Consider the following 21,243-nt stretch of genomic DNA (forward strand, 5'->3'; position numbering starts at 1 on the left):
TTCATCAAAACCTCTTCAATGCCACAATGCCGCAACAAGACATTCAAATAGCATAATATTGCACCCTGGCCGCCACGGCTGACGCCAGCGCCGGCCTCAAAGGAGAAACATCATGAAACTCAACGCCTTCGCTCGCGCCGCCCTGCTCATCGCCGGCTGCGCCGTCGCCCTGCCGGCGCTGGCCGCCGACAAACCGGTGCTGGAAGTGTGGACCATGAGCTTGTCGCCCAAATTCGACGGCTACTTCAAGGATCTGGTCGGCAAGTACAACGCCCAGAACCCCAATGTCGAAATCAAATGGACCGACTACCCCTGGGACGTGATCCAGTCCAAGTTCACCGCCGCCGTCGGCGCCGGCAAGCCGCCGGCCCTGGTCAACCTGAACGTGCCCTGGGCATACGACTACAAGCAAAGCGGCCTGCTGCAGCCGCTGGACGGCGTGATCAACAAGGGCCAGTACGTGGACGGCGCGATCAAGGACGTGACCTTCGACGGCAAGGTCTACGCCTTCCCGCACTACAACGGCGCCAACGTCATCGCCTATAACGCCGAACTGTTCAAGAAAGCCGGCCTCAACCCGGCCAAGCCGCCCAAATCGCTGGACGAGCAGCTGGCTTACGCCAAGACCATCAAGGCCAAGACCGGCGTCGCCGGCTTCGCGCCGGCGCTGGGGCCCACCAAGATCGAGGGCTTCCTGATCCAGAACGGCCTGCCCCTGCTCAAGGACGGCAAGCCGGTGTTCAACAGCCCGGCCCACGTGGCCATGCTGAAAAAACTGGGCGACGCCTACAAGTCCGGCGCGCTGCTGAAGGACAATCTGTTCGCCCAGGATAACTTCCAGGTCTCCATCGCCGCTTACAACGGCGGCCGCATGGCCATGCTGGTGACCACCCCGGCCTCGCTGACCCGGGTGCGCGACGAAGCGCCCAAGCTCTACCAATCCACCCTGGTGGCGCCGGCGCCCATAGGCCCCACCGGCATCGCCGCCGGCGGCTGGATGTTCAACTTCGGCGTGGCGCGCAACGTCAACAAGGCGCTGCTGCCGGAGATAGGCAAGTTCGGCAACTACCTGACCAACGCCGACAACCAGCTCGCCTTCGCCAAGTTGGCCGGCACCCTGCCCACCGCGCGCAAGGCAGCGCAAGACCCCTACTTCCAGAAAGTGGCCAATGACGCCGGCGCGGCGGAAAAAGCCGTAGGCGTGGCCGCCGCCAGCCTGGACAAGACCCGCACCATCTACCTGGCCGGCGTCAAGGACCCGGACGTGCTGTCCGCTCGCCTGGCCGCCGCGGTGGAAAAAGCCGTCACTGGCCGCCAGGACCCCAAGGTCGCGCTGGACGAGGCGGCGGCGTTCTGGAGCGGCAAGCTCTAAGAACCTGTTCAAAATCTCGCGAGCCAGGGCGAGACAAGGCGAAAACGAGTGAAAAAACGGAATGTACTCGTGGTACATGAGCGTTTTGAGCTGGTTTTCAACGCCGTATCGCCGCAGCGCAGCAGATTATGAACGGGTTCTAAATACGTGCTTGAACGCGGCGGCGTCCCAGACCCCGCCGCCCCGCAACCCGCAGGCCGACGCCGCATCCCGGCGCCGGCCTGCCGCTACGTCACAAGGTTCTGCCCATGCGCACCAAGACCACGCTGCAAGCCTATCTGTTCCTGGCCCCGGCGCTGCTGCTGATGCTGGCGTTCTCCTTCTGGCCGGTGGGCTTCGGCAGCTTCATCGCCTTCACCCAATACAATCTGATCGACAGTCCGCGCTGGGTGGGCCTGGACAATTTCCGCGATTTGTTCGGCGACGAGCTGTTCCTGGCCTCGCTAAAAAATTCCGCCGTCTACCTGCTGGTGGTGCCGGTGATCCAGGTCGTCGCCATGCTGCTGGCGGTGCTGGTCAACAACCAGCTGCCGGCGATCAAGTGGTTCCGCGCCGCCTACTACCTGCCGGTGGTCACCTCGGTATCGGTGATCGGCATCATCTGGAACTTCATGTACACCGAGGACGGCGTGCTCAACGCCACGCTGCACTGGCTGCGGGTGATCAACGAACCGGTGGGCTGGCTCAACGACGATCGCATCGCGCTGTTCGCGGTGATGTTCATCACCGTCTGGCGCGGCCTGGGCTGGTATATGGTGCTCTACCTGGCCGGCCTGCAGGCGGTGCCGGCCGATATCTACGAAGCCGCCCAGCTGGACGGCGCCAACGCCTGGCAGCGCTTCTGGCGCATCACCGTGCCGCTGCTGGCGCCCACCATCCTGCTGTGCTCGGTGATGTCGGTGCTGGCCGCGGTCAAGGCTTTCGAGGAGGTGCAGATCATGACCAAGGGCGGGCCGATGCAGTCCACCTACACCGCGCTGTTCTACGCCTACGAATTCGGCATCAAATCGCTGAACTTCGGCCGCGCGCTGGCCGCCAGCCTGGTGATGTCGGTGTTCTGCGTGGCGCTGGCGTGGCTGAATTTCCGTTACCTGCAGCCGCGTGAATCTTAAGGAAACGCCATGCATAACTCCGCCACCCTCGCCGCGCCCGCCGCCCGCCGCCACAGCGCGCGGCTGAGCAAGCTGGCCGGCCGCGGCCTGCACTATCTGGTGCTGAGCCTGATCGCCGTCATCACCGTCTATCCGTTCTGGTGGACGCTGGTCACCGCGCTGTCCACCGAGGGCGATGTGTTCGCCTTCCCGCCGCCCTTGCTACCCAGCGCGCCCAGCCTGGCCAACTTCAAGGAAGCGGTGTCCAGCATCGATCTGCTGGCCTTCTACAAGAACTCCGTCATCATCGCGCTGGCCACCGTGGCCGGCACCCTGCTGGTCAGCGCGCTGGCCGCCTACCCGCTGGCGCGGATGCGCTTTCCCGGCCGCAAGCTGGTGTTCGGCGCCATCCTCGCCACCATGATCCTGCCCAGCGAAGTCAATTTTCTGGTCAACTTCATCACCGTGTCCAAGTTGCAGCTCACCGACAGCTATAGCGGCGTGGTGCTGCCCACGCTGGCCGGCGCGGTGGGCATCTTCCTGATGAAGCAGGCCTTCGAGGCGGTGCCACAGGATTTGATAGACGCCGCCCGCGTCGACGGCGCCGGCGAATGGCAGATTTTCTGGAAAATCATGCTGCCGCTGTCGCGCCCGGCGCTGGCGGCGCTGACCATACTCACCATGGTGTCGGCGTGGAACCAGTACATCTGGCCGTCCATCGTGATGTCCAGCCCGGACAAATTCCCGCTGTCGGTGGGCGTGCTCTACCTGTCCGGCGCCTTCAGCTTCAAGACCCGGGTGGTGGCCGCCGGCGCGGTGCTGACCGTGCTGCCCATCCTGCTGGTCTTCCTGTTCACCCAGCGCTATTTCCTGCGCGGATTCGATGGAGCCGTCAAATGAGCGATACCCTGCAACAACTGGCCGGCCAGGCGCTGATGGTGGACGTGGCCGGCCCGCGCCTGGGCGATGAGGAAGCCGCCTTCCTGCAACGGCTGGGCGCGCGCGCCATCTGCCTGTTCCGCCGCAATGTGCCGGACGAAGCCAGCATCCGCCGGCTGATCGCCGATCTGCAATGCGCGCTGGGCGAGGACATCCTGATCGGCATGGACCAGGAAGGCGGCGCGGTGATGCGCACCCTGTTCCTGCCGGCGGCGCCGTCGGCGATGGCGCTGGGCGCGGTGGACGACGCCGAGCTGGCCGCGCAAGTGGGCGCGGCTGTCGCGCGCGGCCTGGCCAGCCTGGGCGTGAACTGGAATTTTGCCCCGGTGCTGGACCTCAACAACAACCCGGCCAATCCGGTGATCTCGGAACGCTCCTTCGGCGAGGACCCGCTCAAGGCGGCGCGGCTGGCGCGCGCCTGGATCAGCGGCCATCTGTCCGAAGGCGTGGCCTGCTGCGCCAAGCACTTCCCCGGCCACGGCGACACCCATACCGATTCCCACCTGGACCTGCCGGTGGTGGACAAGCCCAAAGCCGAGCTGCGCGATTACGAGCTGTCGCCGTTCGCCGCGCTGGCCGATCTCGCCCCCGGCATGATGAGCGCCCACATCCGCTTTCCGACACTGGACGCGGACTGGCCGGCCACGCTGTCGCCGGCCATCCTGCAGCAATTGCTGCGCGAGCAGCTGGGCTACCAGGGCGTGATGATCACCGACGGCATGAATATGAAGGCCATCCGCGAACGCTGGGGCCAGGCCCAGGGCAGCGCCCAGGCGCTCGCGGCCGGCGCCGACCTCAGCCTGGTGCTGCAATTCCCGGACGAAATGGAGGACAGCAAGCAGGCGCTGATCGCCGCCGTCGCCGCCGGCCGGCTGAGCGAGGCGCGGCTGCAAGAAGCCGCCGCGCGCGTGGACGCGCTGATCCGGCGCTACCCCAGCCGCCAGCGCGATTACAGCGCCGCGCAACGCGCGGCCGACGCCGAATTGTTCGCCGACGCCTGGCGCCGCGCGCTGACCCTCCACGGCCAGCCGCAACGGCCGCCGGTCGACGCCACGCTGCGCCTGGTGGTGCAGGACCAGGCGCCGTCGGACGGCGTGTCCGAGGCCGGCCTGTCCGCCGACGCGCTGATCGCCCGGCTGTCGCGCCGCTTCAGCCTGGAAGTGATCCGCTATCAGAGGCGCGAGGAGCTGGACTGGCGCCGGCTGCCGCAGGACGGCCGCTACACCGTGGTCGCCTCCACCACCCGGGAACGCTACGGCGCGCGCGAACGCGCCGAATGGCGGCCGGATCTGCACCTGGCCTTGTGGAACCCCTACGCCGCCGCCGATCTCGACGCGCCGGCGCTGATCAGCTACGGCTTCGCCGACGCGGCGCTGGACGCCGTCGCCCAATGGCTGGCCGGCGAGATAGACGCCGCCGGCGTGCTTCCCGCGCGCCTGCAATAAAAGGATTCGATATGGCCCACCTCAAGCTCAGCAATATTAAAAAAGTCTACGACGACGGCAACGCGGTGATCCACGGCGTGGACCTCGCCATCCGCGACGGCGAATTCATGGTCTTCGTCGGCCCGTCCGGCTGCGGCAAATCCACGATGATGCGCATGATCGCCGGCCTGGAAGACATCAGCGCCGGCGAACTGTGGATAGGCGGCCAGCTCGCCAACGACATCCAGCCGTCCAAGCGCGGCGTGGCCATGGTGTTCCAGAGCTATGCGCTCTACCCGCACATGACGGTGCGGGAAAACATGGCCTTCGGCCTCAAGCTGGCCGGCAAGAGCAAGCCGGAAATCGCCGCCGCCGTGCACCGCGCGGCGCTGACGCTGCAGATCGAACACCTGCTGGAGCGCAAGCCCAAGGCGCTGTCTGGCGGCCAGCGCCAGCGCGTGGCCATCGGCCGCGCCATCGTGCGCAAGCCGGAGGTATTCCTGTTCGACGAACCGCTGTCCAATCTGGACGCCGCGCTCAGGGTGCAGATGCGCATCGAGCTGGCGCGGCTGCACAAGGAACTGGGCAGCACCATGATCTACGTCACCCACGACCAGGTGGAAGCGATGACCATGGGCGACCGCATCGCCGTGTTCAACGCCGGCCGCATCGAACAGGTGGGCACGCCGCTGGAGCTCTACCAGCGCCCGGCCAACCGCTTCGTCGCCGGCTTCATCGGCTCGCCCAAGATGAACTTCCTGCCGGCGGCCATCGCCGCGGACGGCCCGGCCGGCCTGGCGCTGGAACTGCCCGGCGGCCAGCGGCTGAACCTGCCGTTCCAGGGCCGCGCCGGCGACGCAGCCACCCTGGGCGTGCGCGCCGAACACCTGCGCTTCGCCGACGCCGGCGTGCCGGCGACGGTGCAACTGGTCGAACACCTGGGCGATGTGCAGATCGTCTATGTCCAGGCCGACGGCGTGGCCGAGCCCATCGCGGTCAAGCTGGGCGGCCAGGACGCTGCTCCGCCGGCCGGCAGCGCCTGCCGCCTGGCGCTGGACGCCGAGCACTGTCATCTGTTCGATGCCCGGGACCAGGCCTTGCCCAGGCTGGCGGCGCAAGCGCAGGCCCAGGCCGAGACGGTGTGAACGTCAACAGCGCATAAGCAAAAAGGACGCGATCGCGTCCTTTTTCATTTATCCACAGAAAAATCTATCCAGCGCTTTTATCCACAATTCACCGCTCCAGCGAAATGGCGAGCGGCGAAATCCGCTTCGCCAAGCCCTCGGCAAGACTTACCCACAAGCGCACGCCGTCACGCCACTTTATCCACAGCTGCTAGTTCAAAGCTCGCGCGCGCCGCGTCCAGTTCGAAACGCAGCAACCGTCCGGCATGCGGCCGCAGTTGCTCGGCCAGCCAGTCCATGCCGGCCGCGCCGGAGGGAAAATCGCGGTCCGGCCGTTCGCTGACGAAGACCACGTCGCGGCTGCCTGCATCCAGCTTGAACAGATCGGACTCCAGCCAGTTCAAGCAACGGCACACCACCCGCCGTTCACCGTTCAGCCACACCGCCTCGCCCGGCTGCGGCGTTTCCGCCTGATCCCGTCCCAGCGGCAGAAAGGGTTCGTCGCCGGCGGCCAAGTCCAATTGCAACACGCCGCCCAGCTTGGCGATGTCCTCGCCGCCAAACGGGCTCAGGCTCAGCAAGGACGCCTGATTGTACAAGTCCACCAAGGGCAGGATGCTGCGCAGCTTGTCTTTTTGCGCCGCCTTGACCAGGTATTCCAGCGAACAGCGCGCCTTCTTGTCGCCGGGCAAGTCCTTGTACAACTGCTTCCAGGCTTGCAGCAGCGCGTCCAGATCACGCTCCGGCTCCGGCAGCGTCGGCAGCCGCGCCGGCAAGGCGGCGGCGTCTATCTCCAGCGCGATCAGGCCGCTGACCTGAATCTGCGGCAGGCGGGACAATAAGGCGGGGCTGAGGGCAATCTGCATCATCGGGCTTTCCACGGTTGAATCCGCCTTAGCATAGGCTGGCGGCGTTCATAGGGGAAACGCGTTTTTTTGCTGGGGTATTAGCGCGGCTTAAGCGCCGCGCCAACGCGGATTCAGTGAATGGAGTCGCTGCCGCCCGCATCGAAGGAGTCGACGGCATTGACCATCACTTCCTCCAGCAGCGAAAAAAAGCCGGCCCAATAATCGCCTTCGGGGCCTTGCGCCGCAAAATCGACATGCTCGGCGATGCGCGCTAGCAGGGAATCGTTTGGAGCGCTGGGATGCGCCAGGACGTATTCGATGTAATGGCTGGAGAATTCGCGGCCGATACGGTAAGCCGAGTCACGGTCGGCGTCGACCGGCACCGCTTGGCAGTGCCCGCGCAAGGGCTGCGGCAGCAGGGCGGCGAGCGAGGGTTGCTGATTCGGCTCCGTTGCGATGACGGAATAATACTGGTGGTTAAGCGGACGTTGTACGGACATAAAGCCTCCCATGGTCTTGCGACGCGCCCCGCCTCGGCAGAGACGGGAAGCCCGGCGCCTAAGCCGGCGCGGACAGGATGGCCGAACCGGCGGCGGATCTGGTATGGACGGCGTGCAACGGGGACTTAACAAGCGGTTCACGCTCCGCCGCGCGGGTGAGACCGTGAACAGGCTCTAAAGTACCTAGCAGCGCCAATCCATAAGCAGCTACTGCCAAACCTTGCGGATGCGCCCGGTTTTCGCGAGCGCGGCTGGATTGTGCCCAGCGGGCATCCCGACGGTCAAGCCGGCGGGGTCGCGGGCGAATGTGGATAAACCAAGGCTTGGACGCCGTGCTGTGGATAACTGCGACATGCCTGGCGGATGCCTTGCCGCATCATGAGAAAACCCGGCTCAAGGCCGGGTTTTTGTGCGTTACGCCCGTAAAAGCTCAGGCGGTCAGCCTTTGCTCGCGCGCGGCGGCCTGACCCAACAGCCAGGCATCGATTACCTCCGCGGCGTGCGCCGGCAAATGCAGCTTGAGCTTGGAACGACGCCACAAGATGTCCTCGCTGCGCGTCGCCCATTCCTCGTTCACCAGATAGCGCAGCTCCGCTTCGTACAGGCCGGGCAGCAGTTCCGCGCCCAATTGCTCCAGGCCGGCGGCTTGGCCGATCAGCTTGGCCACGCGAGTACCGTAGGCGCGCGCCCAGCGCCGCGCCAATGCTTCCGGCAGCCATGGATATTGCTGGCGCAGGCCTTGCAGGAAACGCTCGAAATCCGCGCCCGGCATATCGCCGCCCGGCAGCGGCGCATCGGCGGTCCAGGTGGTCTTGCCATTGCCCAGCAGCGGGGCCAGCTTGTCCACCGCCTCTTCCGCCAACTTGCGGAAGGTGGTGATCTTGCCGCCGAACACCGACAACAGCGGTGCGCCGTCCAGATCCATTTCCAGCGAGTAATCGCGGGTGACGCTGGCGGCGTTGCTGGCTTCGTCGTCCAGCAGCGGACGCACGCCGGAATAAGTGGACAGCACGTCGGCCGGGCTGATCTGGCTCTGGAAGTAGCGGTTGCTCATCTGGCACAGATAAGCCACTTCCTGATCGTCTATCGCCACCTTGGCCGGATCGCCGCGGTATTCCACGTCGGTGGTGCCGATCAGGGTGAAATCCTGCTCGTAGGGAATCGCGAAGATGATGCGCTTGTCAGGGTTCTGGAAAATATAGGCATAGGGGTGGTCGAACAACTTCTTGACCACGATGTGGCTGCCCTTGACCAGGCGGATGGACTTGCTGGACGGCAAGGACAGCGTGTCCTTGATCAGGCTTTCCACCCACGGGCCGGCGGCGTTCACCAGCGCGCGGGCGCGCACCTGGCTGCGGCTGCCGTCTTCGGCCTGCAGTTCGCACAGCCAGTGTTCGCCGTCGCGGCGGGCGCCGACACAGGCGGTGCGGGTCTGCACGCGCGCGCCGCGCTCGGCGGCGTCCTTGGCATTGAGCACCACCAGGCGCGCGTCCTGCACCCAGCCGTCGGAGTAGACGAAGCCGCGCTTGAACGCCGGCTTGATCGGCTGGCCGGCCGGGTGGTTGGCGAAGCTGACGGTTTCGGAGCCGGGCAGCACTTCCCGGCGTGCCAGGTGATCGTAGAGGAACAGGCCGCAGCGTATCATCCATTCCGGGCGCTGGTTCTTGTCGTGCGGCATCACGAAGCGCAGCGGCCAGATGATGTGCGGCGCGGCCTTGAGCAGCACTTCGCGCTCTTGCAGCGCTTTGCGCACCAGGCCGAATTCATAGTATTCGAGATAGCGCAGGCCGCCGTGGATCAACTTGGTGCTGGCGGAAGAGGTGTGCGCGGCCAGGTCGTCCTTTTCGCACAGCATCACCGACAGGCCGCGTCCGGCCGCGTCGCGCGCGATGCCGGCGCCGTTGATGCCGCCGCCGATTACCATCAGGTCGTAAATCTCCACTGCCATCTTCCCTACCTCTTTCTTCCCAGGGGCCTGCTTAGAACCTGTTGACGATCTGCTGCGCGTCGGCGATACCGCGTTGAAACCGAGTTCAAAATGCTCATGTACCACGAGTACATTCCGCTTTTTCGCCCGTTCTCGCCCGTTCTCGCCTTGTCTCGCCTTAGCTCGCGAGATCGTAAACACGTTCTTAGAAGCTGTTATTCCCTCGCTGGCGCGCGTCAGCGCTCCAGCGATGCCATCCTACCCAGAATAATTATAAACGAACAAAAATACAACATTTTGCTTTCGTTTTAATGCTGTTAACACGCGATTTTTGCGGTTTAACCGAACAAACGCGGAAATACGCAAAAAAATAGGCGGCAAGCTGAGCTGCCGCCTCGTAAAGCGCCCGGCAGCGCCGGGCTCTGCGGGATCTAAATCCGGTTCAAGGCGGCGTCCTGATCACGCCCATGCCAGGTGGTCAAAGCCAGCAGCACGATGGCGGCGACGCAAGAGCCCACCATCAGCATGAAGCCGCCGTCCCAGCCGAAGTGATCGACGGTGTAGCCGACCACCGCGTTGGCGGCCACCGAGCCGCCCAGATAGCCGAACAGGCCGGTGAAGCCGGCGGCGGTGCCGGCGGCTTTCTTCGGCGCCAGTTCCAGCGCGTGCAGGCCCACCAGCATCACCGGGCCGTAGATCAGGAAGCCGATGGCGATCAGCGCCAGCATGTCCACGGTGGGATTGCCGGCCGGGTTCAGCCAGTACACCACGGTGGCCACCGTCACCAGGGCCATGAACAACATGCCGGTGGCGCCGCGGTTGCCCTTGAACAGCTTGTCCGACATCCAGCCACACAGCAGGGTGCCGGGAATGCCGGCCCATTCGTACAGGAAGTAGGCCCACGACGATTTGTCCACCGAGAAGTGCTTGACCTCTTTCAGATAGGTGGGCGCCCAGTCCAGCACGCCGTAGCGCAGCAGGTAGATGAAGACATTGGCGAAGGCGATGTACCACAACAATTTGTTGGGCAGGATGTATTTCTTGAAGATGTCGCGCGCGCTCAGTTCTTGCTCGTGGCTGGCGTCGTAGTCTTCCGGGTAGTCGTTCTTATAGGCTTCCACCGGCGGCAGGCCGCAAGACTGCGGGGTGTCGCGCATGGTCAGGTAGGCGAAGATGGCGACGCCGATGGCGGCGGCGGCCGGCACGTAGAAGGCGGCGCGCCAGTCGTTGAACCAACCCATGCCCAGGATGAACAGCGGGCCGATCATGCCGCCGCCGACGTTGTGCGCGCAGTTCCAGATCGACACGATGCCGCCGCGCTCCTTCTGCGACCACCAGTGCACCATGGTGCGGCCGCTGGCCGGCCAGCCCATGCCCTGGAACCAGCCGTTGAGGAACAACAGCACGAACATGATGCCGACGCTGGACGTGGCCCAAGGGGCGAAGCCCATCAGCAGGAAGATGGCGGCGGACAGGATCAGGCCGACGCTGAGGAAGACGCGTGGGTTGGAACGGTCCGACACCGCGCCCATCAGGAATTTGGAAATGCCGTAGGCGATGGCGACGCCGGACATGGCGAAGCCCAGATCGCCACGCGAATAGCCTTGCTCCACCAGGTAGGGCATGGCCAGCGAGAAATTCTTGCGCACCAGGTAATAGCCGGCATAGCCGAAGAAAATACCGAGGAAGATCTGCCAGCGCAGTCTCCGGTACAAGCTGTCTTGCTCTGAGGAGGGCAATAGCGGCTGATGCGCCGCCGGACGGAACATACTGATCATGGAACACCTCTTTTTTTAGTGGGCCGATCTTTGTCGGCTGTGGATTGCCAGCGCGGCGGCGTTGAGTCTGCCGCCGCGCTAAAACTGCAGCCGGCCTTCGGCGCCTGTTCACGGAACAGGGGCCATGTGCCGACCAGGTATCACAGGGTATAGGCCAGCGCCGCCAGCGCGCCGCCTATCAGGGAACCGACCACCGGCACCCAGGCATAGCCCCAGTCGCTGTCGCGCTTGCCGGGAATCGGCAGCAGGGCGTGCATGATGCGCGGCGCCAGGTCGCGGGCCGGGCTCATCGCGTAGCCGGTGGTGCCGCCCAGCGACACCCCGATGCCCAACACCAGCAGCGCCACCGGCAGCGCGTCGATGGCGCCGAGCGACATCTTGGGCGCCACCATGCTGAGGATGGCGAACACCAGCACGAAGGTGGCGACGATTTCGGACACCAGATTGCCTGGCAGGCTGCGGATGGCCGGGCCGGTGCAGAAGGTGGCCAGCTTGGTGTCGGCGCAGTCGGTGCTGTCAAAATGCTTGCGGTAGATCAGCCACATCAGGCCGGCGCCGGTCATGCCGCCCAGCATCTGCGCCAGCACATAGCCGGGCACCTTGGCCCAGGCAAACTTGCCGGCCACCGCCAGCGCCACCGATACCGCCGGATTCAGGTGGGCGCCGCTGATCGCCGCCACGCTGAACACGCCGACGAAGACCGCCATCGCCCAGCCGAAGGCGATGACGATGAGGCCGCTATTGTGGCCCTTGGTGTTTTTCAGCAGCACATTGGCCACCACGCCATTGCCCAGCAGCACCAGCAAGGCGGTGCCGATGAATTCGCCCATTAAAGGATTCATGATTGTTTCTTCCAGATAAGGAGTGCGTCCGCCCGCCGCTCAGAGGCGGCGGGCTTGTCCAGTCAGCGCGTGAAACCGTCGCCGCTTACGCTTGTTCGTCGTCGGCCCAGACCTTGGCGGCGTTCACCGCGCGCTGCCAGCCCTTGACCTTGCCGCTCACTTGCGCGGCTTCCAGCTGCGGCTTGAAGCGACGATCCAGCTGCCACTGGCCCTGCACGTCGTCGACGTTCTTCCAGTAGCCGACGGCGAGGCCGGCCAGATAGGCGGCGCCCAGCGCGGTGGTTTCGGTGATCTTGGGGCGCACCACGTCCACGCTCAGGATGTCGGACTGGAACTGCATCAGCAGTTCGTTGACGGTGGCGCCGCCGTCCACGCGCAATTCGGCGATGTCGAGGCCGGCGTCGGCTTCCATCGCTTTCAGCACGTCCATGGTCTGGTAGGCGATGCTGTCCAGCGCCGCGCGGGCGATGTGGGCGGCCTTGGTGCCCAGGGTGGCGCCGACGATGGTGCCGCGCGCGTTCGGGTTCCAGTGCGGCGCGCCCAGGCCGGCGAAGGCCGGCACCAGATAGACACCGTCGCTGTCGGCCACTTCCTGGGCCAGCGGGCCGACGTCGGCGGAATGGCGGATGATGCCCAGGCCATCGCGCAGCCATTTGACCACCGCGCCGCCGATGAAGATGGAGCCTTCCAGCGCGTACTGCACCTTGCCGTCCACCTTCCAGGCGATGGTGGTCAGCAGATTGTTCTTGGATTCGATAGGCGCGTCGCCGGTGTTCAGCATCATGAAGCAGCCGGTGCCGTAGGTGTTCTTCACCATGCCGGGGCGGGTGCATTGCTGGCCGAACAGCGCCGCCTGCTGGTCGCCGGCCACGCCGGCGATGGGGATTTCCACGCCCAGGTGCGCGGCGTGGGTATGGCCGTAGACTTCGCTGGAGCTTTTCACTTCCGGCAGCATGCTGGCCGGAATGCCCATGATGTCCAGCAGCTCGGCGTCCCATTCCAGGCTATGGATGTTGTACAGCATGGTGCGCGAGGCGTTGGACACATCGGTCACATGCACCTTGCCGTGGGTGAAGTTCCAGATCAGCCAGCTGTCCACGGTGCCGAAGGCCAGCTTGCCATCGCGGGCGCGTTCGCGCGCGCCCGGCACATTGTCCAGAATCCACTTGATCTTGCTGCCGGAGAAATAGGCGTCCACCAGCAAGCCGGTCTTGGAACGGATCAATTCACCCAGGCCGCGCGCCTTCAGTTCATCGCAGAACTCCGCGGTACGGCGGTCCTGCCACACGATGGCGTTGTAGACCGGATGGCCGGTTTCGCGGTCCCACACGATGGTGGTTTCACGCTGGTTGGTGATGCCGATGGCGGCGATGCTGCGGCCGTCGATGCCGGCCTTGGCCACCGCCTCGGCCGCCACGCCCACCTGGCCGCCCCAGATTTCCTGCGGATCATGTTCCACCCAGCCCGGCTGCGGGTAAATCTGGCGGAACTCCTTCTGCGCCAGCGACACGATGTCGCCGCTGCGATTGAACAAAATGGCGCGAGAACTGGTGGTGCCTTGATCCAAGGCCAACACGAATTGATCCTGCATGGGGTTTCTCCTGTTCAGCCGATGGGCGGCCTAATGTCTGAATGTTCGTTCGTTGCCAGCGGCGACGGATGCCGGCAAGGCGCCGTGCTCCATCGCTCAAGGTATTGATAATGTTTCTTTTTGTACTTATGACGTTCGTTTTATTTTCGAGCCATTCTAGGCCCAGCCAAAGGCTTGTCAATCGTTCTTCGTAAAAAAATCTTAATACTGCAACTTTTCGCGCTGTTCCAATTTATGCTGCAAAGCAATAAAGACAAGGGTTTAGCCACTGTAGCGCCTCACTACAAATGGTGCCGCTTCAGCAAGTTATCGAGTAAAAGCCCTATGTTGCAGCGCATTGGCAGCCGTGATTCTCCACTGACTCTGTGTTGCAACAAAGTTTTTGTCTCTATCTGGAGATAAAATGTCCTTGTCCTCGCCCCCAACGCCGCTAGGGACGAGGTTTTCGACAGCTCGGCCGCCACGTGGCCGCGCTTGGCAAAACGCGCAAAAAACGAACATTTACCCGGCCGCCGTGGCGGGATTCACACAAACGCCGCACATTTGCCGGCTCGTGGCGCCGCCGGCCTTACGTAGTCAAGCCGCTACAGTCCGACTGTGGCAGCATGACAAACACTCCATCAAGCACGGCGCAGCCTCGATGGAAGACACACGGATGTGATTGGCACAATCAACACCGCCCATGCCCGCCCGCGCGCAACGCCGCGGCCGGACCGGGCACAAAGGACTGTCATGCTTCGCAATACCAAAATCCTCGCCACGCTGGGCCCGGCGTCCAGCACGCCCGAAATCATCCTGGAACTGGCGCGCTCCGGCGTGAACGTGTTCCGCCTCAATATGAGCCACGGCAACCATGACGACCATCGCGCGCGTCTGGCCTCCATCCGCGCGGCCGAAGCCGCCGTCGGCCGGCCGCTGGGCGTGCTGGTGGATCTGCAGGGCCCCAAGCTGCGCATCGGCCAGTTCGCCGCGCCGGTGACGGTGAATACCGGCGACACCTTTGATTTCGTGCTGGACGAGGTGGACGGCGATACGCAACGCGCCAGCCTGCCGCACCCGGAAGCCTTCGCCGCGCTCAAGCCCGGCCATCGCATCCTGGTCAACGACGGCAAGCTGGCGTTCCACGTGGAACAAGTGGAAGCGCGCCGTATCGCCACCCGGGTGGAAGTGGGCGGCGAGCTGTCCAGCCGCAAGGGCTTCAATCTGCCGCAAACCATTCTGCCGCTGTCCGCGATCACCGATAAAGACCGGCTGGACGCCGAATTCGCGCTGAAGGAAGGCGCGGACTGGCTGGCGCTGTCCTTCGTGCAGACCGCCAACGATGTGCGCGAGCTGCGCGAACTGGTGGGCCAGAAACTGGGCATCGTGGTCAAGATCGAAAAACCGTCGGCGGTGGACGAACTGGACGCCATCACCGAACTGGCCGACGCGGTAATGGTGGCGCGCGGCGATCTGGGCGTGGAGCTGCCGCCGGAAGACGTGCCGGTGGTGCAACGCCGCATCGTCCATCAGTGCCGCCACCTGGGCCGCCCGGTCATTGTCGCCACCCAGATGCTGGAATCGATGATCACCGCGCCCACCCCCACCCGCGCCGAGGCCAACGACGTGGCCACCGCGGTTTACGAAGGCGCCGACGCGGTGATGCTGTCGGCGGAAACCGCCGCCGGCCAGTTCCCGCTGGAAGCGGTGCGCATCATGGACCGGGTGATCCGCCGCGTGGAAAGCGCGCCGGACTACCGCCGGGTGATGGCGCTGGATTACAGCGCCGCCGACGCGCCGGACCGCGCCGACGCCATCGCCGCCTGTGTGCGCAAAGTGGGCTCGCTGCTGCCGGTCACCGTGTCCGCGGCCTTCACCACCAGCGGCTCCACCTGCCTGCGGCTGGCGCGCGAACGCCCGCACACCCCCATACTCGGCATCTCGCCGCGGCTGGACACCGCGCGCCGGCTGACCCTGGTCTGGGGCGTGGTCGCCTATAACGGTCCGGACGCGGAAAACCTGGAAGACATGGTGGTGAAAACCACTTTCGCCGCCACCAAGCTGGGCCTGGCGGAACATGGCAAACCGATGGTGATCATCGCCGGGGTGCCGTTCGGCACGCCGGGCACCACCAATTTGCTGCGCATCGTCTACCCTTGAATTCGAGTTGATCGGCAAAACCAACGGAACCTCACGGTTCCGTTTTTGTTTTCCCGTCGCCGACAGCGACTATGCTTAGCTGATCAGCGTGTTCCGGATTCGCCTCGATGATCGCTAGCATCCGCCGCCTCGGCCTGGTCCTGCTGCTTGGCGCCAGCCTGTCCGCGCCCTGCCGCGCGCAGGACGGCGACGTCCTCACCGTGGCGGTGGACGCCAATGCGCCGCCGTTCATGTACCAGGAACACGACAAGATAGACGGCCTGTATCCGCTGCTGGTCAGCGCCGTCTGCGACCGGGCCGGCATGGCTTGCGGGCTGCGCGCGCTGGCCTGGCGCCGCGCGATGTTCGAGCTTGACCGCAGCGCGATGGCGGCGGCCGGCATCTACAAGACCGCCAGCCGCGCGCAGCGCTACGACTTCAGCCTGCCGCTGTACCAGGAGCACGTGGTGGTGGTTTACCTCCGTCAGCATCCGCTCGACTTCCGCGGCCTGCCGGATCTGGACCATAAGCGCATCGGCGTGATGGCCGGCTGGAGTTATGGCGACGAGTTCGACAATGCCCGCGCCGAACGGCTCTTCAAGGCCTACGATGGCGATTCCGACGCGCAGAACCTGCAGCTCTTGCTGCGCGGCAATCTGGACGCGGTGCTGATGCTGCAGGAAGGCATAGACGCCAAGCTGCAGAGCGGCGCCTATGCCGGCCTGGCTGTCGCGCCGGTCATCCTGGCCAGCAAGGCCACTTATCTCGCCATCAACAAGGCCTCGCCGCAACTGCCCCTGCTGCAGCACTTCAATCAGGCGCTGGAGAAAATGCGCGAGGACGGCAGTTATCAACAGCTGATCAAGCAGTTTTTCTCCAGCCGCGGCCACAAGCCCTGAATCGCCGCGCAAGCCGGCGCAAGGATTTGATATAGTCCTTCATCGCTTCCGATCATGACCATGACATGTCCAGCCTCCACCTATCCCTGCAGCAGGCCCGCCACCTGCAACTGGCGGCCCAGGGCCTGCTGACCCCGCCACGCCGCAAGGCGGACAAGGCCGATGTGTTGGCCGCCATCCGCCGCATGGCGCTATTGCAGATCGACACCATACACGTGGTGGCGCGCAGTCCTTATCTGGTGCTGCACAGCCGCCTGGGCCGCTACGACACCGCCTGGCTGGATCAATTGCTGGCCGAGGGCAGCGTGTTCGAATACTGGGCGCACGAAGCCTGCTTCGTGCCGACGGAAGACTACGGTCTGCTGCGCCACCGCATGCTGAACCCGGACGCGATGGGCTGGAAAAACCCGCCGCGCTGGCTGGAACAACACCGCGCCGACATCAACGCCTTGATCGAAGGCATACGCGCCAACGGCCCGGTGCGCTCGGCGGATTTCGAGCGCAAGGACGGCAAGGGCGGCGGCTGGTGGGACTGGAAACCGGAAAAGCGCCATCTGGAGGTGCTGTTCACGTTGGGCCGGGTCATGGTGAAGGAAAGGCGCAATTTCCAGCGCGTCTACGATCTGGCGGAACGGGTGCTGCCCGGCTGGGACGACGCGCGCGATCTGCCGACGGCGGAGCAGGCGCAATGGCGGATGCTGCGCAATAGCTGCCGCGCGCTGGGCGTGGTCAAGGCCGGCTGGGTGGCCGATTACTATCGGCTCAAGCGCGGCCGCTACGACGCCATGCTGCACCAGCTGGCCGATGCCGGCGAACTGATTCCGGCGCGCATCGATGGCTGGCAACACGATGTGTTTATCGATGCCGGCCTGGCGCCGCAGCTGGAGCAAGTCGCCGCCGGCGAGCTCAAGGCCAGCGCCACCGCCATTCTGTCGCCGTTCGATCCGCTGGTTTGGGACCGCAAGCGCGCATCGGAACTATTCGACTTCGACTACCGCATCGAATGCTATACCCCGGCGCCCAAGCGCCAGTACGGCTACTTCGTGTTGCCCATTCTCAACCGCGGCAAGCTGGTGGGCCGGCTGGACGCCAAGGCCCATCGCGCTCAGGGCGTGTTCGAAGTCAAGGCGCTCTATCTGGAAGCCGGCGTGCGCCACAGCGCGCGGCTGGCCGCCGATCTCAAGGCCGCGCTGCAAAAGCTGGCCGACTGGCACGGCGCGCCGCGGCTGCACGTGGCGCGCGCGCCGGGAAATCTGGCGGCCGAACTGATGGCCTAGAGTGGCGTCAGCAGCTTGCGGTACTGAATGAAGCCGGCGTTTTCCGCCACCTGGTCGTAGAGCCGCCGCGCGGTGGCGTTGGTTTCATGGGTGTGCCAATACACTCGCGAACACTCCCGCTGCCGCGCCCATTCGCACACCGATTCGATCAGGCGCCGGCCGGCGCCCAGGCCGCGGCAATCCTCGGCCACGAACAGATCCTGCAAATAACAGTAATCGCCCAAGGTCCAGCTGCTGGGATGCAACACGATGTGCACCAGTCCCACCGCGCGTTCGCCGTCCCAGGCCAGCCAGCCGCGCATCGCGTGCTCAGGCAGCAGGAAACGCCGCCAGGCGCCCTGAACCGCGGCCTCATCCAGTTCCACCCGGTAAAAATCCTGATAGCCGCGCCACAACGGCAGCCAAGCGTCGAAATCCCCGTCCCGCAGCGGACGTATGCTCAGCGTATTGCTCATGCTTATCTCCTGATTCGCCTGAAAAACGCCATTGTCGCCAAACCAGCGCAGCGTCATAAGAACCACTTGACCACGCCGCCGGGAACCACTGCCGGAACTTAGCCGGCCCGCCGCCGCTCAATAAAGCATTTTCCCCCGATGATGAGGACACCCCCATGCGCGCCACGCTTCTGATCGCCGTCGCATCCACCCTGGCCCTGGCCGCTTGCAGCGAGAAACAAACCACCCAATTGCAGGAATCCGCTTCCAGCGCCATCGGCACGGTGCATAACTCGCTGCAGGACAGCAGCGCCCCGCTGGGCCAGCTAAAGGAACAAGCCAGCGCCGCCATCGGCGCGGCCAAGCAGGCCGGCGCCGCGGCCGCCGCGCTGAGCCCGGAACTGAAAGAGCAGGTGGACAAGCTGAAGGAACAGGCCTCCGCCGTCAAAGGCGTGCTGAAGGCGCAAGAGCAGAAAGCCCAGCCGGAACAGAAATAAACCACGGCAATCCAGCAGCGCGCATTGGCGGCATTTTTACGCCGCCGCGCGCTTTCTTTAGCGGATCTTTAGCCCCCGCTGACTAGGATGAGGTCGCCCCCTAGCCAAAGGAGAAATCCGCCATGCTCACCCTGCCCGACCTCTGCGGCCCGCAAGACATCCTGCTCAATCAAACCCTGGCCGATAAAACCGAATTGCTGGAACGCGCGGCGTTCCAACTGGCGCAGCGCCACGCGCTGCACCGCCCGACGCTGGCCGCCGCGCTGCGCGAGCGCGAACAGGGCGGCAGCACCGCGCTCGGCCACGGCCTGGCGCTGCCTCACGCCCGCATCGACGGCCTGGAGGAAGCGCGCGCGCTGCTGCTGCGGCTGCAAACCCCCATCGCCTTCGACGCGCCCGACCAGCAGCCGGTGCACACCGCGCTGGTGCTGCTCCTGCCGCGGCAAAGCCGCGAGGCCCATCTGCACCTGCTGGCCAGCTGCGCGCGCATGTTCGCGGAACGGCCGTTCCGCCAGGCGCTGGAACGCTGCCACAGCGCGCAGGCGCTCTATCACCTGCTGTGCGACTGGGCCGATCCCGAAGAATTGAACGACCCGCATTTCCTGCTGGACAGCAATCGCTATTTCATGGACAGCGAGGCCAGCCTGCGCCCGGATTACACGGTGAAGCGCAAGATGGTGGCGCGCTTCTGATCACAGCTTGCCGATGGACACGCCGCCATCGACGAACAAGGTGGTGCCGGTGACGAAGCTGGACGCGTCCGACGCCAGGAACAAGGCCGCGCGCGCGATCTCCTCCGGCGCGGCCATGCGCTTGAGCGCGTGCAGGCTGGCCACCATTTCGCGCTGCTGCGGCGTCGCCGCCGCGGCGCGGCCCATCTCGGTGTCGGTGCCGCCCGGCAGCAGAGCGTTGACGCGCAGGCCTCGGGCGCCGTATTCCGCCGCCAGCGTGCGCGCCAGTCCCACCAGCCCGGCCTTGCTGGCCGCGTAAGCGGCCATGCCGGGAAAGCCGATGGCGTGACCGACAAAGGACGAGGTGAAGATCATCGAACCGCCGCCCCCGCGCAGCAAGGCCGGCAACTGATGCTTGGCGCAGAGGAAGGCGCTGCTCAGATTGCTGTCCAGCGTCGCGCGCCAGCTCTCCAGCGACACCTGGTCCAGGCTGCCCAGCGCGCCCAGGCTGCCGGCGTTGTTGAAGGCGATATCCAGCCCTCCAAATCGGTCCAGCGCCAGCTCCACCGCCGCCCGCGCGCATTCCTCCGAAGTAAGATCGCCGGCCAGCGCCGCCGCCTGGCCGCCGTCGGCCACGATTTCCGACACCAGCCGGTCCAGCTCCGCCGCGCGTCGCGCCACCAGCACCACCCGCGCGCCTTCGCGCGCGAACAGCCTGGCCGCTTCCAGGCCGATGCCGGAACTGGCGCCGGTGATGATGGCGGTTTTATTGCTCAATGCTGCCATTGGATATCCTCCCGAGAATGAAAAGCCCGCGCGCCGGCTAAGCGCCTCGCGTCGCGGGGATTTCAGTCTCGGGCTTAAGCGCCCGTCCGGCATTCCGATACTTGCTGACATCGTAAACACGTTCTTGGATGGCCATGCGCATGCCGGCGCTGCAGCGGCGGGGAAAGCGTTTATCATGGCGCGATATCATCTTCACCAGGATTTTCCGCATGCCATCATTCAAGCTTGCAAGCGCTTGCGCGCTGCTGGCGCTCAGCGCCGCCGCGCCAGCGGCGCCCGTCCTTGACGCCACGCCGCGCACCGCCGTGGTTTCTGCCTTCGGCCCGGAGGAACCCCTGCTGCTGAAGCAGGCCGCCGACAAACGCGAACACCTGGTCAACGGCGTGCGTTTCACCACCGCGCTGCTGGAAGGCCAACCGGTGTTGCTGTTCATGAGCGGAGTGAGCATGAGCAATGCGGCGATGAACACCCAGCTGGCGCTGGATCGCTTCAATGTGCGCCGCATCGTGTTCAGCGGCATCGCCGGCGGCGTGGACGACCAATTGCGCATCGGCGACGTGGCGGTGCCGCGGCGCTGGGGCAATTACGCCGAAGCGATCTACGCGCGCGAAACCGCGCCCGGCCGCTACGCGCCGCCACCGTACGCGGACCCGGCCGCGCGCGCCAACTACGGCATGATCCACCCGCGCGACATCAAGCTGGCCACCGCCGACGGCGGCAGCGAAACCCGCTTCTGGTTCGAGGTGGACCCGGGCTTGCTGCAACTGGCCAAGGGCTTGCCGGCCGATACCCTGCGCCGTTGCGACGCCGCCCAGCGCTGCCTATCCGCGCCGCCGCGCATCGTCGCCGGCGGCAGCGGCCTGTCCGGCCCCATCTTCATGGACAATGCCGGCTATCGCGATTACCTGGCCAAGACCTACCTGGCCCAGGTGGTGGATATGGAAACCGCGGCGGTGGCCCAGGTGGCGCACGCCAACCGCGTGCCCTTCATCGCCTTCCGCAGCTTGTCCGATCTGGCCGGCGGCAGCGAGCACGCCAATGAAATGGACACCTTCATGCAGATCGCCGCCGACAATGCCGCCAATACGGTGCGGGGGCTGCTGCGCGCGCTGAAGCGCTAGTTTG

19 protein-coding genes are annotated in these 21,243 nt (G+C 65.2%); 11 read left to right on the forward strand and 8 right to left on the reverse strand.

Annotated elements, in window-relative coordinates; genetic code table 11:
* The first annotated feature begins 112 nt into the window (after positions 1-112).
* The 5 genes from VI26_RS04435 (at position 113) to VI26_RS04455 (ending at position 5,971) form a co-directional block, all read left to right on the forward strand.
* Positions 113-1,372 (forward strand): ABC transporter substrate-binding protein, encoded by a 1,260-nt coding sequence (locus VI26_RS04435; protein ID WP_048408534.1) that lies wholly within the window; start codon positions 113-115, stop codon positions 1,370-1,372.
* Positions 1,373-1,620: 248 nt separating this feature from the next.
* The gene (locus VI26_RS04440) at positions 1,621-2,484 is read left to right on the forward strand and encodes a carbohydrate ABC transporter permease (RefSeq protein WP_048408535.1); all 864 of its coding nucleotides are present in this window, start codon (positions 1,621-1,623) and stop codon (positions 2,482-2,484) included.
* A 9-nt stretch (positions 2,485-2,493) separates the two neighbouring features.
* Positions 2,494-3,363, forward strand: a complete 870-nt coding sequence (locus VI26_RS04445) for a carbohydrate ABC transporter permease (RefSeq protein WP_048408536.1) — start codon at positions 2,494-2,496, stop codon at positions 3,361-3,363.
* The gene (nagZ, locus tag VI26_RS04450; protein WP_048408537.1) at positions 3,360-4,847 is read left to right on the forward strand and encodes a beta-N-acetylhexosaminidase; all 1,488 of its coding nucleotides are present in this window, start codon (positions 3,360-3,362) and stop codon (positions 4,845-4,847) included. Before VI26_RS04445 ends, nagZ begins: the two co-directional genes overlap by 4 nt.
* Positions 4,848-4,858: 11 nt before the next feature.
* Complete coding sequence (locus VI26_RS04455; protein ID WP_048408538.1) at positions 4,859-5,971, forward strand: ABC transporter ATP-binding protein; 1,113 nt, start codon at positions 4,859-4,861, stop codon at positions 5,969-5,971.
* Positions 5,972-6,138: 167 nt separating this feature from the next.
* Here the strand turns inward: VI26_RS04455 and VI26_RS23090 are convergent, their stop codons facing one another.
* From VI26_RS23090 to glpK, 6 genes are all read right to left on the reverse strand, one after another.
* Positions 6,139-6,819: a B3/4 domain-containing protein gene (locus VI26_RS23090; RefSeq protein ID WP_053074221.1), complete on the reverse strand. Its 681-nt coding sequence runs from the start codon at positions 6,817-6,819 to the stop codon at positions 6,139-6,141.
* A 110-nt stretch (positions 6,820-6,929) separates the two neighbouring features.
* Positions 6,930-7,298 carry a hypothetical protein gene (locus VI26_RS04465; protein ID WP_048408539.1) on the reverse strand — a complete coding sequence of 123 codons (369 nt, stop codon included), beginning with the start codon at positions 7,296-7,298 and terminating at the stop codon, positions 6,930-6,932.
* Positions 7,299-7,728: 430 nt separating this feature from the next.
* A complete protein-coding gene (gene glpD / locus VI26_RS04470) occupies positions 7,729-9,246 on the reverse strand; it encodes a glycerol-3-phosphate dehydrogenase (RefSeq protein WP_048408540.1) in 1,518 nt (505 codons plus the stop codon).
* A gap of 410 nt (positions 9,247-9,656) precedes the next feature.
* Positions 9,657-11,003 carry a glycerol-3-phosphate transporter gene (gene glpT / locus VI26_RS04475; RefSeq protein ID WP_048408541.1) on the reverse strand — a complete coding sequence of 449 codons (1,347 nt, stop codon included), beginning with the start codon at positions 11,001-11,003 and terminating at the stop codon, positions 9,657-9,659.
* Between the two features lie 140 nt (positions 11,004-11,143).
* Positions 11,144-11,845 (reverse strand): MIP/aquaporin family protein, encoded by a 702-nt coding sequence (locus tag VI26_RS04480; protein ID WP_048408542.1) that lies wholly within the window; start codon positions 11,843-11,845, stop codon positions 11,144-11,146.
* A gap of 85 nt (positions 11,846-11,930) precedes the next feature.
* A complete protein-coding gene (gene glpK, locus VI26_RS04485; RefSeq protein WP_048408543.1) occupies positions 11,931-13,436 on the reverse strand; it encodes a glycerol kinase GlpK in 1,506 nt (501 codons plus the stop codon).
* A 732-nt stretch (positions 13,437-14,168) separates the two neighbouring features.
* Here glpK and pyk point away from each other — a divergent pair.
* From pyk to VI26_RS04500, 3 genes are all read left to right on the forward strand, one after another.
* Entirely contained in the window at positions 14,169-15,575 is a 1,407-nt protein-coding gene (pyk, locus tag VI26_RS04490) for a pyruvate kinase (protein WP_048408544.1), read from the forward strand.
* 107 nt (positions 15,576-15,682) lie between these two features.
* On the forward strand, positions 15,683-16,453 hold the full coding sequence (locus VI26_RS23095) for an ABC transporter substrate-binding protein (RefSeq protein ID WP_053074222.1): 771 nt from the start codon (positions 15,683-15,685) through the stop codon (positions 16,451-16,453).
* 65 nt (positions 16,454-16,518) lie between these two features.
* Positions 16,519-17,730, forward strand: coding sequence for a winged helix-turn-helix domain-containing protein (locus VI26_RS04500; RefSeq protein ID WP_048408545.1), 1,212 nt, complete (start codon positions 16,519-16,521; stop codon positions 17,728-17,730).
* On the opposite strand, the gene VI26_RS04505 is transcribed toward VI26_RS04500, so the two are convergent.
* Complete coding sequence (locus VI26_RS04505) at positions 17,727-18,185, reverse strand: GNAT family N-acetyltransferase (RefSeq protein WP_048408546.1); 459 nt, start codon at positions 18,183-18,185, stop codon at positions 17,727-17,729. The two genes, VI26_RS04500 and VI26_RS04505, sit on opposite strands and share 4 nt — an antisense overlap.
* A 155-nt stretch (positions 18,186-18,340) precedes the next feature.
* Here VI26_RS04505 and VI26_RS04510 point away from each other — a divergent pair, with 155 nt between their 5' ends.
* Positions 18,341-18,661: a hypothetical protein gene (locus VI26_RS04510; RefSeq protein WP_048408547.1), complete on the forward strand. Its 321-nt coding sequence runs from the start codon at positions 18,341-18,343 to the stop codon at positions 18,659-18,661.
* Between the two features lie 122 nt (positions 18,662-18,783).
* Positions 18,784-19,353, forward strand: a complete 570-nt coding sequence (locus tag VI26_RS04515; protein ID WP_053074223.1) for a PTS sugar transporter subunit IIA — start codon at positions 18,784-18,786, stop codon at positions 19,351-19,353.
* Here VI26_RS04515 and VI26_RS04520 read toward each other — a convergent pair whose 3' ends face one another.
* Positions 19,354-20,118 carry an SDR family oxidoreductase gene (locus VI26_RS04520; RefSeq protein ID WP_048408548.1) on the reverse strand — a complete coding sequence of 255 codons (765 nt, stop codon included), beginning with the start codon at positions 20,116-20,118 and terminating at the stop codon, positions 19,354-19,356.
* Between the two features lie 209 nt (positions 20,119-20,327).
* Here VI26_RS04520 and VI26_RS04525 point away from each other — a divergent pair, with 209 nt between their 5' ends.
* Positions 20,328-21,239 (forward strand): 5'-methylthioadenosine/S-adenosylhomocysteine nucleosidase, encoded by a 912-nt coding sequence (locus VI26_RS04525; RefSeq protein WP_048408577.1) that lies wholly within the window; start codon positions 20,328-20,330, stop codon positions 21,237-21,239.
* Positions 21,240-21,243 lie beyond the last annotated feature (4 nt).

Origin of the sequence: Chromobacterium sp. LK1 (assembly GCF_001043555.1) — a bacterium.
GTDB lineage: Bacteria > Pseudomonadota > Gammaproteobacteria > Burkholderiales > Chromobacteriaceae > Chromobacterium > Chromobacterium aquaticum.

Bases quoted from the DNA above. Each gene is read 5' to 3' on its own strand.
- VI26_RS04435 (WP_048408534.1), top strand. From the start codon at position 113: ATGAAACTCAACGCCTTCGCTCGCGCCGCCCTGCTCATCGCCGGCTGC.
- VI26_RS04440 (WP_048408535.1), top strand. From the start codon at position 1,621: ATGCGCACCAAGACCACGCTGCAAGCCTATCTGTTCCTGGCCCCGGCG.
- VI26_RS04445 (WP_048408536.1), top strand. From the start codon at position 2,494: ATGCATAACTCCGCCACCCTCGCCGCGCCCGCCGCCCGCCGCCACAGC.
- nagZ (WP_048408537.1), top strand. From the start codon at position 3,360: ATGAGCGATACCCTGCAACAACTGGCCGGCCAGGCGCTGATGGTGGAC.
- VI26_RS04455 (WP_048408538.1), top strand. From the start codon at position 4,859: ATGGCCCACCTCAAGCTCAGCAATATTAAAAAAGTCTACGACGACGGC.
- VI26_RS23090 (WP_053074221.1), bottom strand. From the start codon at position 6,819: ATGATGCAGATTGCCCTCAGCCCCGCCTTATTGTCCCGCCTGCCGCAG.
- VI26_RS04465 (WP_048408539.1), bottom strand. From the start codon at position 7,298: ATGTCCGTACAACGTCCGCTTAACCACCAGTATTATTCCGTCATCGCA.
- glpD (WP_048408540.1), bottom strand. From the start codon at position 9,246: ATGGCAGTGGAGATTTACGACCTGATGGTAATCGGCGGCGGCATCAAC.
- glpT (WP_048408541.1), bottom strand. From the start codon at position 11,003: ATGATCAGTATGTTCCGTCCGGCGGCGCATCAGCCGCTATTGCCCTCC.
- VI26_RS04480 (WP_048408542.1), bottom strand. From the start codon at position 11,845: ATGAATCCTTTAATGGGCGAATTCATCGGCACCGCCTTGCTGGTGCTG.
- glpK (WP_048408543.1), bottom strand. From the start codon at position 13,436: ATGCAGGATCAATTCGTGTTGGCCTTGGATCAAGGCACCACCAGTTCT.
- pyk (WP_048408544.1), top strand. From the start codon at position 14,169: ATGCTTCGCAATACCAAAATCCTCGCCACGCTGGGCCCGGCGTCCAGC.
- VI26_RS23095 (WP_053074222.1), top strand. From the start codon at position 15,683: ATGATCGCTAGCATCCGCCGCCTCGGCCTGGTCCTGCTGCTTGGCGCC.
- VI26_RS04500 (WP_048408545.1), top strand. From the start codon at position 16,519: ATGTCCAGCCTCCACCTATCCCTGCAGCAGGCCCGCCACCTGCAACTG.
- VI26_RS04505 (WP_048408546.1), bottom strand. From the start codon at position 18,185: ATGAGCAATACGCTGAGCATACGTCCGCTGCGGGACGGGGATTTCGAC.
- VI26_RS04510 (WP_048408547.1), top strand. From the start codon at position 18,341: ATGCGCGCCACGCTTCTGATCGCCGTCGCATCCACCCTGGCCCTGGCC.
- VI26_RS04515 (WP_053074223.1), top strand. From the start codon at position 18,784: ATGCTCACCCTGCCCGACCTCTGCGGCCCGCAAGACATCCTGCTCAAT.
- VI26_RS04520 (WP_048408548.1), bottom strand. From the start codon at position 20,118: ATGGCAGCATTGAGCAATAAAACCGCCATCATCACCGGCGCCAGTTCC.
- VI26_RS04525 (WP_048408577.1), top strand. From the start codon at position 20,328: ATGCCATCATTCAAGCTTGCAAGCGCTTGCGCGCTGCTGGCGCTCAGC.